At 75.0% G+C, this 7,929-nt stretch carries 7 protein-coding genes; 2 read left to right on the forward strand and 5 right to left on the reverse strand.

What is annotated here, in order from left to right:
• Positions 1 to 15 precede the first annotated feature (15 nt).
• On the reverse strand, positions 16 to 828 hold the full coding sequence (locus tag ACFZBX_RS15635; protein ID WP_391534294.1) for an SDR family NAD(P)-dependent oxidoreductase: 813 nt from the start codon (positions 826 to 828) through the stop codon (positions 16 to 18).
• Between the two features lie 148 nt (positions 829 to 976).
• Between ACFZBX_RS15635 and ACFZBX_RS15640 the strand changes: the two genes are divergently transcribed.
• Entirely contained in the window at positions 977 to 2,410 is a 1,434-nt protein-coding gene (locus ACFZBX_RS15640; RefSeq protein ID WP_391534295.1) for an MFS transporter, read from the forward strand.
• 94 nt (positions 2,411 to 2,504) lie between these two features.
• Here the strand turns inward: ACFZBX_RS15640 and galK are convergent, their stop codons facing one another.
• The 4 genes from galK to ACFZBX_RS15660 all read right to left on the reverse strand — a co-directional run bounded on the left by galK (position 2,505) and on the right by ACFZBX_RS15660 (position 6,052).
• Entirely contained in the window at positions 2,505 to 3,659 is a 1,155-nt protein-coding gene (gene galK / locus ACFZBX_RS15645; RefSeq protein ID WP_391534296.1) for a galactokinase, read from the reverse strand.
• Complete coding sequence (galT, locus tag ACFZBX_RS15650; protein ID WP_391534297.1) at positions 3,656 to 4,918, reverse strand: galactose-1-phosphate uridylyltransferase; 1,263 nt, start codon at positions 4,916 to 4,918, stop codon at positions 3,656 to 3,658. The genes galK and galT overlap by 4 nt, the downstream gene beginning before the upstream one ends.
• Positions 4,919 to 5,033: 115 nt before the next feature.
• The gene (locus ACFZBX_RS15655) at positions 5,034 to 5,390 is read right to left on the reverse strand and encodes a sulfurtransferase TusA family protein (RefSeq protein WP_391534298.1); all 357 of its coding nucleotides are present in this window, start codon (positions 5,388 to 5,390) and stop codon (positions 5,034 to 5,036) included.
• Positions 5,387 to 6,052, reverse strand: coding sequence for an ArsR/SmtB family transcription factor (locus ACFZBX_RS15660; RefSeq protein ID WP_391534299.1), 666 nt, complete (start codon positions 6,050 to 6,052; stop codon positions 5,387 to 5,389). The genes ACFZBX_RS15655 and ACFZBX_RS15660 overlap by 4 nt, the downstream gene beginning before the upstream one ends.
• Positions 6,053 to 6,159: 107 nt before the next feature.
• On the opposite strand from ACFZBX_RS15660, the gene ACFZBX_RS15665 reads away from it, so the two are divergent.
• Positions 6,160 to 7,470: an MFS transporter gene (locus tag ACFZBX_RS15665; protein WP_391534300.1), complete on the forward strand. Its 1,311-nt coding sequence runs from the start codon at positions 6,160 to 6,162 to the stop codon at positions 7,468 to 7,470.
• Positions 7,471 to 7,929 lie beyond the last annotated feature (459 nt).

Raw genomic sequence — 7,929 nt, forward strand, 5'->3', positions numbered from 1 at the left:
CTGCGGGGGTGGCGCTCACCAGCCGTTGGCGACGGCCACCACGCCGCCGTCGACCACGAGGTCCTGGCCGGTGATGTAGGAGGCGCGCGGGGAGAGCAGGAAGGCCACCGTCTCGGCGACGTCCGCCGCCTCGCCCAGCCGCCCGAGCGGCACCGCGGCGCGTACGGCCTCCTGCTGGGCCGGTTCGGTGATCACCTCGTGGAACATCTCGGTGACGATGTAGCCGGGGCTGACCGAGTTGATCCGGATGCCGCGCCCGGCGAGCCCGCTGCCGAGGGTGCGGGCGAGGTTGTGCACGGCCGCCTTGGTCGCCGCGTACACGGGGGCGTTGGGCAGGCCGCGGTGCAGCGTCCAGGAGGCGTTGAGGACGATCGACGCGCCGCCGGCGGACTTCTCCAGCAGGGGCAGGGCGTGCTGGACGGTGAAGAACACGCCCTTGAAGTTGACGTCCACGGTGCGGTCGAAGCTCTCCTCAGTCACCTCGTCCGGGGTCTCGAAGACGCCGACGCCGGCGTTGGCGAACACGCCGTCGAGGCGGCCGTGGCGCTCCCCCACCCGGGCGGCCAGCCGGGCCAGGTCGGCGGGCCTGGCGGAGTCGGCGCGGACGGCCAACAGGCGCTCGCCGCCCCCGAGTTCGGATTCGGCGCGGCGCAGCCGGGCGTCGTCGCGGCCGGTGATCACGACGCTTGCGCCACGTTCCAGCAGCAGCCGCGCGGTGGCGAGGCCCATGCCGCTGGTCCCGCCGGTGATCAGCACCGTCCGGCCGTCGAAGTCGCGCTCGTTCGCGTCCACGTTCACGTTCACGTTCTTGTCGTTCGCGTTGGTCATGCCTCCACCCTCGCGGGCTCCCGGCGGGTCGGACCAGGCCCGCCCGAACCCGGGTCCGGCGGGACCACCCTTGCGATTTGATACCCCCTGGGGGTATGTTTCCCACGCCTCGAAGAGATACCCCCACCCGGTACAGGAGAACGTGGTCATGTCCGACACCACCGCCGCGTCCGCGGCACCGGCCGCGCCGCCCGCGGCCCCCTCGCCCCGCCGCTGGACGGCGCTCGGGCTCATCGCCCTCGCCCAGTTCATGGTGATCATGGACACCTCGATCATCGGGGTCGCCCTGCCCGAGATGCAGTCCGCGCTCGGCTTCAGCCAGGAGGGCCTGTCCTGGGTCTTCAACGCCTACGTCGTGGCCTTCGGCGGACTGCTGCTGCTCGGCGGCCGGCTCTCCGACCTGTTCGGCGCCAAGCGCCTGTTCGCCACCGGCTGGGCCGTCCTCGCCGCCGGCTCGCTGCTCGCCGGCCTCGCCGGCAACCCGGGCCTCGAACTCACCGGCCGCGCCGTCCAGGGCGCCGGCTCCGCGCTGATCGCCCCGGCCGCGCTCACCCTGCTGATCAGCCTGTTCGGCACCCGCCCGCAGGAGCTCGGCAAGGCGCTCGCCCTCTACGGCGCGGCGGCCCCGGCCGGCGGCACCGCCGGCGTGTTCCTCGGCGGCGTCATCACCCAGTACCTCAGCTGGGAGTGGGTCTTCTACGTCAACATCCCGGTCGCCCTCGGCGTCCTGCTCGCCTCCCCCGGCGTGATGCCCGCCGCCCCCGCCCGCCGCGGCTCGGTGGACTGGCTCGGCGCGCTCACCGTCACCGCCGGCCTGGCCGTCTCCGTCTACGCCATCGTCCGCGCCCCGGAGACCGGCTGGGGCTCGGCGGGCACCTGGCTGGTGCTGGCGGTCGGCGTGCTGCTGGTCCTCGCCTTCGTCGCCCTCCAGGCCAAGCGGCGCGAGCCGCTGATGCGCCTCGGCATCTGGCGCAGCCCCGACCTGGCCGGTGCCAACCTCGCCCAGCTGCTGATGGCCGCCGCCTGGATCCCGATGTGGTTCTTCCTGAACCTCTACCTCCAGCAGGTGCTCGGCCTCAAGGCCTTCGCCTCCGGTGCCGCGCTGCTGCCGATGACCGCCGCCATCATGCTGATGATGATCGTGCTGGCGCCCCGGCTGATCGCCCGCTTCGGCCCCAAGCCGCTGATCGTCACCGGTCTGCTCGCCCTCGCCGGCGGCATGCTCTGGCTCTCCTTCGCGCGCCCCGACGGCAGCTTCGCCGTGGACGTGCTGCCCGCCTCGCTGCTCGCCGCCGCCGGGATGTCGCTCGCCTTCATCCCCTCCCTCGGCACCGCGCTCGCCGTGCCGAACCCGGCCGAGGGCGGCCTGGCCTCGGGCATCGTCAACACCAGCTACCAGATCGGCTCCGCGCTCGGCCTGGCCGCGATGACCGCCGTGGCCGCCGCCAACGGCTCCCGCGAACTCGGCGACCCGGCCGCGCTGACCGACGGCTTCTCCGCCGCCTTCCTGGGCGCCGCCGCCCTCGCCCTGGTCGGCGCGCTGGCCTCGGCACTCACCATCCGCACCGCGAAGAGCGGTTGAGCCGCCGGCTGTCCGCTCCCCCGCCCGCGGCCCCCTCCCCCGCTCTCGTCGCTCCGACGAGAGCGGGGGCTTCGGGGTCGGCGCCCGGGGTGCCTCAGGCCTCCCGGCGGGCCCCCGCCGACGGGACCGCCCGGTAGACGTGCGGCTCGGCGTACCCGGCCTTCGCGAAGGCGCCGGCCACCGCGTCGGCCACCGCCTGCGCCTTCGCCGTCTCCGTCAGCGCGATCACCGAGCCGCCGAAGCCGCCCCCGGTCATCCGCGCGCCGAGCGCCCCGGCGGCGACGGCGGCCTCGGCCGCGAGGTCGGTCTCCGGGCAGGAGGTCCGGTAGTCGTCGCGCAGCGAGGCGTGGCCGGCGGTGAGGATCGGGCCGAGCGCGGCGGGCCCGTGGCGCTCCAGCTCGTCCAGCGCCCGCTCGACCCGGTCGTTCTCGGTCACCACGTGCCGCACCAACGGGACCAGTTCCGCGGGCAGTCGGGCGAAGGCGGCGGGCAGGTCCGCGGGCGCGAGGTCGCGCAGGGCGGACAGCCCGAGCAGGCCGGCGGCCCGCTCGCAGCCGGCCCGCAGCGCGGCGTAGGCACCGTCGGCGAGGTCGTGCTGCACCCGGGTGTCGAGCACCAGCAGGGTGAGACCGGCCCCCGCCAGGTCGAGCGGCACGTGCCGGGCGGAGAGGTCGCGCGTGTCCAGGTACAGGGCGGCCCCGGCGCGGCAGACCATCGAGGCCATCTGGTCCATGATGCCGCAGGGCACGCCGACGAACTCGTTCTCGGCGCGCTGCGCGATCAACGCCAACTCGCCCGCTTCCAGCTTGAGTTCGTACAGGTCGTTGTAGGCGGCGGCGACGGCGCACTCCAGCGCGGCGGAGGAGGAGAGGCCCGCGCCGCCGGGCACGTCGCTGTCGAGCAGCACATCGGCGCCGCCCACCCCGCGCCCGGCCCGGCGCAGCGTCCAGACGACGGCGGCGGGGTACGCCGCCCAGCCCGCCACCCCGCCCGGGGCGAGCCCGGCGACGTCCAGCTCGACGGCCGGGCCGGGCACCCGGGTGGAGGCCAGCCGCAGCACCCCGTCGTCGCGGCGGCGGACGTAGGCGCGCACGGCCTGCGGGATGGCGATCGGCAGCACGAACCCGTCGTTGTAGTCGGTGTGTTCGCCGATCAGGTTGACCCGGCCGGGGGCCGCCCAGACGCCCTCGGGGGCGTGGCCGTAGAGCTCTTCGAAGGTGCTGGCGGGAGCGGTGCCGGTGGTGGTCATCCCTGCGGTCCTCCGTCGGTGGGCGTGGTGGTGTCCACGGCCGCTGCGGGCGCGGCGGCGGGCCTGGTGGTGGGCGTGGTGTCGGGCGTGGTGGCGGCCTCGGTGGCGGGCGCCGCCTCGCGCAGGCGCCGGGCGGCGTCCTCCGGGGCGACGTCGTTCATGAACGCCTCCATCCCGGACTCCGTGCCGGCCAGGTACTTGAGCTTGTCGGCCGTCCGCCGGACGGTGAACAGCTCCAGGTGGAGGGCGAATTCGGCCCCCTGGCCGGTCGGCGCCTGGTGCCACGCGGCGATGTAGGGCGCGCGCACGCGGCGCCCGCCCTCGGCAGGGTCGGTGAAGAGGTTGTCGAACCGGCGCAGCAGGTCGAGGTAGATCCGGGCGAACTCGGCGCGCTCGGCCTCGTGGAGGTGCGTGAGGTCGGGGACGCGGCGGTGCGGGTGGAGGTGGACCTCGTAGGGCCAGCGGGCGGCGAAGGGCACGAAGGCGGTCCAGTGCTCCCCGGCGACGACGACGCGCGAGGAGGCCCGCTCGGCGGCGAGCAGGTCCTCGAAGAGGTTCCGGCCGGTGGCGGCGCGGTGGCGGGCCGCCTGGTCGAGCATCCGGGCGGTGCGCGGAGTGGTGAAGGGCAGCGCGTAGATCTGGCCGTGCGGGTGGGCGAGGGTCACGCCGATCTCGGTGCCGCGGTTCTCGAAGCAGTACACCTGCTGGACGCCGGGCCGGGCGGAGAGCGCGGCGGTGCGGTCGGTCCAGGCGTCGAGCACCAGGCGGGCGCGGTCCTCGTCCAGGTCGGCGAAGGAGGCGTCGTGGTCGGCGGTGAAGCAGACCACCTCGCACCGGCCGACGCCGGGGCGGCGGCTGAGCAGTCGCCCGTCGGCGGAGGGCGCCACGGGGTGGGTGCCGGGCTCGCCCGCGAGGGAGGGGAAGCGGTTCTCGAAGACGGCCACCTGGTAGTCGGCCGCCGGGATCTCGCTGAGCCGGCCGTCGCGGCTGGGGCAGAGCGGGCACTCGTCGGCCGGCGGGTGGTAGGTGCGTGCCTGCCGGTGGGCGGCGACGGTCACCCAGGCACCGGTCAGCGGGTCGAGCCGGACCTCGGAGGAGGGCTCGGCGGCGTCCAGCGGCCGTTGGTCGGCGACCGTCCGACCCGCGGGCGGCGCGCCCCGGTCGTAGTAGATCAGCTCTCGGCCGTCGGCGAGTTCGGTGACGGTCCTGGTCGTCGTCGTTCCGGCCGGCCCGGCCGGGTCGGTCACCGTCGCGGGCATGACGTGCTCCCTCTCATGGGACTTCCCTTCAACCACATGACCAAACAATATCGAACATGAATCAACATGCACCAATGTGCGTGCCGCCGAGTCGGCCGCGGCCGGGGCTCCGGCCTCAGTCCGTGACCGGATGCCAGGGGGCGTCGGGCCGGGTCGGCACCGGATCCGCCGCGAGCCGCAGCGCGTAGACGTCGCGCCCCTCGGGGTCGGGCACCGGGCCGAGGTACGCGTGGCCGGTGAGGTGGCACCAGGCGGGCAGGTCGAGCGGCGCCGCCGGGTCGGTGCTGACGATGTGCACCGTCGTCCCGGCGGGGTGGCCGGCGATGCGCTTGCGCAGGTGCAGCAGCAGGGTGACGCAGAGCATGCCGGTACCGTCCACGACGACCGTGCCGGCTCCGGGCGCGGGGGCGGGGGCGGGGGCGGGGGCGGGCGCGGCGGGCACAGGGGCTCCGGGCGCGGGGGTGGCGGTCATGCGGCGCCCGCCTCGACCGGGAGGGCGGCCAGCCGCCATTCGAGCATCCCGTCGGCGAGCCGCTTCGCACTCCGCCCGCGCGCCGCCAGCAGCCGGACGGCGTCATGGGCGAGCACGCAGTTGGCGCCCCGGCAGTACGCGACGACCTCCGCCCCGGCGGGCAGCTCCGCGAGCCGCGCCTCCAACTGGTCGAGCGGGACGGAGAGCGCGCCCGGGATGTGCCCGGCCGCGTACTCCTCGGCCGGCCGCACGTCGACGACGGTGGCGGTCCCGGCCTTCACCCGCGCCAGCAGCTCCTCGCGGGTGAGGTGGTCGGTGTCCTGCGGCCCGAGGTAGGCGGCGCGGGCCTGCCCGGTCGCCGCCAGGTGGGCCAGCGCGACCTGCTGGAGCTGTGCGTACAGGGCGGCGACGTCGTCCCCGGCGAGGCGGTAGTGGATGCGCACCCCGTCACGGCGGGTGGCCACCAGCCCGGCCTGCTTGAGGGTCTGCAGGTGGGCGGAGGCGGTGGTCAGCCCGAGCCCGGCGGCCCTGGCGAGGGCGTCGACACTGCGCTCGCCCTGGGCGAGCAGGTCCAGCAGTTCCAGGCGCTTGCCGTTGGACAGCGCCTTGCCGGCGGTGGCCAGCGCGTCGAACAGCGCGGCCTTGCGTGTGGGATCTCCCATGGCATCCTCCATAAATCCATGGAATATTGTAGGAGTAGTCGGGTGAGCCTGTCACCCGTTCCCCACCCCTGAATCGCCCGGATCCCGCCCATTCTGGAGGACGGCACGTGACCGCCACCGCGTCCGACACCGCCACCGCCCACCGGCCCGTGGTCCGGCCCGGGGTCCGGCTCGGGCTCCGCGCCAACCTCGCCCAGTTCACCCTGCTGGTCGCGGTCAACGCCCTGGTCGGCGGCATGCTCGGCCAGGAACGCACCGTCCTGCCGCTGCTCGCCGACCGCACCTTCCACCTCTCCGCCTACACGGCCGCGCTGACCTACATCGTGGCGTTCGGCGCGACCAAGGCCGCCACCAACTTCTTCGCCGGCGCGCTCTCCGACCGCTACGGCCGCAAGCCGGTCCTGGTGGCCGGCTGGCTGCTCGCCCTTCCGGTGCCGCTGCTGCTGATCTGGGCGCCGACCTGGGGCTGGGTGGTGTTCGCGAACGTCCTGCTCGGCGTCAACCAGGGGCTGACCTGGTCGACCACCGTCATCATGAAGATCGATCTGGTCGGCCCCGCCCGCCGGGGCCTCGCCATGGGCTTCAACGAGGCCGCCGGCTACCTCGCCGTCGCCGCCACCGCGCTGGGCACCGGCGCCATCGCCGCCCACTGGGGGCTGCGCCCGCAGCCGTTCCTGCTCGGCATCGCGTACGCCGCCCTCGGCCTGGGCCTGTCCGTGCTCGCCGTGCGCGAGACCCGGGAACACGCCCGCGCCGAGGCCGCCCTCCACCCGACCGTCCCGGCCAATCCCGACCACCACGGCGAGCTGACCACCGGGCAGGTCGCCCGCACCACCAGCCTCACCGACCGGGCCCTGTCCTCGGCCAGCTGGGCGGGCATGGTCAACAACCTCAACGACGCCCTCGCCTGGGGGATCTTCCCGCTGCTGTTCGCGGCCCACGGCCTGTCGGTCGGCCGGATCGGGCTGCTCGCGGCCCTGTATCCGGCGGTCTGGGGGCTGGGCCAGATCCTGGCCGGGTGGTGGTCGGACCGGATCGGCCGCAAGCACCTGATCACGGCGGGCATGCTCCTGCAAGCCGTCGCGATCGGTTTGGTGGCCGCCGGCACCACGTTCCCGGTGTGGGCACTCGCCCAGGTCCTGCTCGGCGCCGGGACCGCACTGGTCTACCCGACCCTGCTGGCCGTGATCGGCGACGTCGCCCACCCGGCCTGGCGCGCCCGCGCCGTCGGCGTCTACCGGCTGTGGAGGGACGGCGGCTTCGCCGTCGGCGCCCTTCTCGCCGGGGCTCTCGCGGACGCTTACGGCGTGACCACCGCGATCTGGGCGGTTGCGGGGCTGACGGCCGTCGCGGGCGCGGTCGTGGCCGTCCGGATGTACGAGACCCACCCGCGCCCGCGCCGCGCGGACGGGTCCTGAACCGGGCGGAGGCGCGGGCCTCCCACGCGCCCGCGCGCAGTAGGGCTGCACGCCCCGGTGAATGGGCCGGAGGTGCCAGTGGGGCAAAGCGCCATCGAGCACCCAGGTGAGTCGCCGGCGGGGATGTGCGGCGTTGAGGCGCGTACGCGAGGAGCAAGCCCGCCGGGCGACAGCCGGGCGGTGGGGTGGGGTGGGGTGGGCAGGGCCAGGGTCGTGCGGTCGGGATGGCGTGGCCGTGGTGGCGCGGTCGGATTGGTGCGGCCTGAGTGGTGTGTCGCCTAGGCAGACAGCCGGATATGGCCGGAGCGCAGCGAACGGCACCGCACCGCCGGAGCACAGCGAACGGCACCGCACCGCCGGAGCACAGCGAACGGCACCGCACCGCCGGAGCACAGCGAACGGCACCGCACCGCCGGAGCACAGCGAACGGCACCGCACCGCCGGAGCACAGCGAACGGC

The organism is Kitasatospora sp. NPDC008115, assembly GCF_042957205.1.
Classification (GTDB): domain Bacteria; phylum Actinomycetota; class Actinomycetes; order Streptomycetales; family Streptomycetaceae; genus Kitasatospora.

Coding starts and splice junctions, on each gene's coding strand:
- ACFZBX_RS15635 (WP_391534294.1), bottom strand. CDS start 828: ATGACCAACGCGAACGACAAGAACGTGAACGTGAACGTGGACGCGAAC.
- ACFZBX_RS15640 (WP_391534295.1), top strand. CDS start 977: ATGTCCGACACCACCGCCGCGTCCGCGGCACCGGCCGCGCCGCCCGCG.
- galK (WP_391534296.1), bottom strand. CDS start 3,659: ATGACCACCACCGGCACCGCTCCCGCCAGCACCTTCGAAGAGCTCTAC.
- galT (WP_391534297.1), bottom strand. CDS start 4,918: ATGCCCGCGACGGTGACCGACCCGGCCGGGCCGGCCGGAACGACGACG.
- ACFZBX_RS15655 (WP_391534298.1), bottom strand. CDS start 5,390: ATGACCGCCACCCCCGCGCCCGGAGCCCCTGTGCCCGCCGCGCCCGCC.
- ACFZBX_RS15660 (WP_391534299.1), bottom strand. CDS start 6,052: ATGGGAGATCCCACACGCAAGGCCGCGCTGTTCGACGCGCTGGCCACC.